Origin of the sequence: Pseudonocardia nigra, from assembly GCF_019396355.1 — a bacterium.
GTDB classification, from domain to species: Bacteria; Actinomycetota; Actinomycetes; order Mycobacteriales; family Pseudonocardiaceae; genus Pseudonocardia; species Pseudonocardia nigra.
In genome coordinates this window covers 1-581 of the sequence record NZ_JAHKRK010000578.1, presented here as the reverse complement: position 1 = coordinate 581, position 581 = coordinate 1, and the positions used below count along the sequence as shown (strand labels likewise).

Genomic DNA, 581 nt, shown 5'->3' with positions numbered 1-581 from the left:
CGCTCGTCGAGGTGGCCGAGCAGGGCTGGTCGCACGTCGTCGTGGACGGCAAGCTGTTTCGCACCGATCGCTGCGCCGAGACCACGACCAGCGCGAAAGGCAACACGATCAACTCCTGGTACTCCGGTAAGCATCGCGCGTTCGGCGGGAACATCCAAGCTGTCATGCGACCCGACGGCTTTCCGGTGTGGACCTCCGAGGTGGTGCCCGGACACAACCACGACCTGATCGCCGCCCGCGAGGTGCGCCTGCTCGGCGCGCTGTACTGGTCGGCCTCGCAACTCGATCTGCCCGCGCTGGCCGACTCGGGCTACGAAGGCGCAGGCCAGGGCGTGCACACACCGGTCAAACAGCCCGGCGACGGCAACGTCCTCGCACCCGGCCACCAGGCCTACAACGCGCTGCATCGCGCGACTCGCGCCACCGGCGAACGCGGCTTCGCCTTGCTCACCACCCGCTGGCGGGCGCTGCAGCGCATCACTACCAGCCCGTCGAAAATCGGGCGGATCGTCGCAGGAGCACTCGTGCTCACCCACTTCGAACACCAACTCCGAAACCAATCTTGCTGAGATCACCTCAAT

At 66.8% G+C, this 581-nt stretch carries 1 protein-coding gene; it reads left to right on the top strand.

Going from position 1 to position 581, the window contains the following annotated elements; translation table 11 throughout:
- Positions 1-569 (top strand): transposase family protein (locus KME75_RS42280; protein ID WP_219420713.1); only part of this gene is annotated, 569 nt, incomplete at its 5' end.
- Positions 570-581 lie beyond the last annotated feature (12 nt).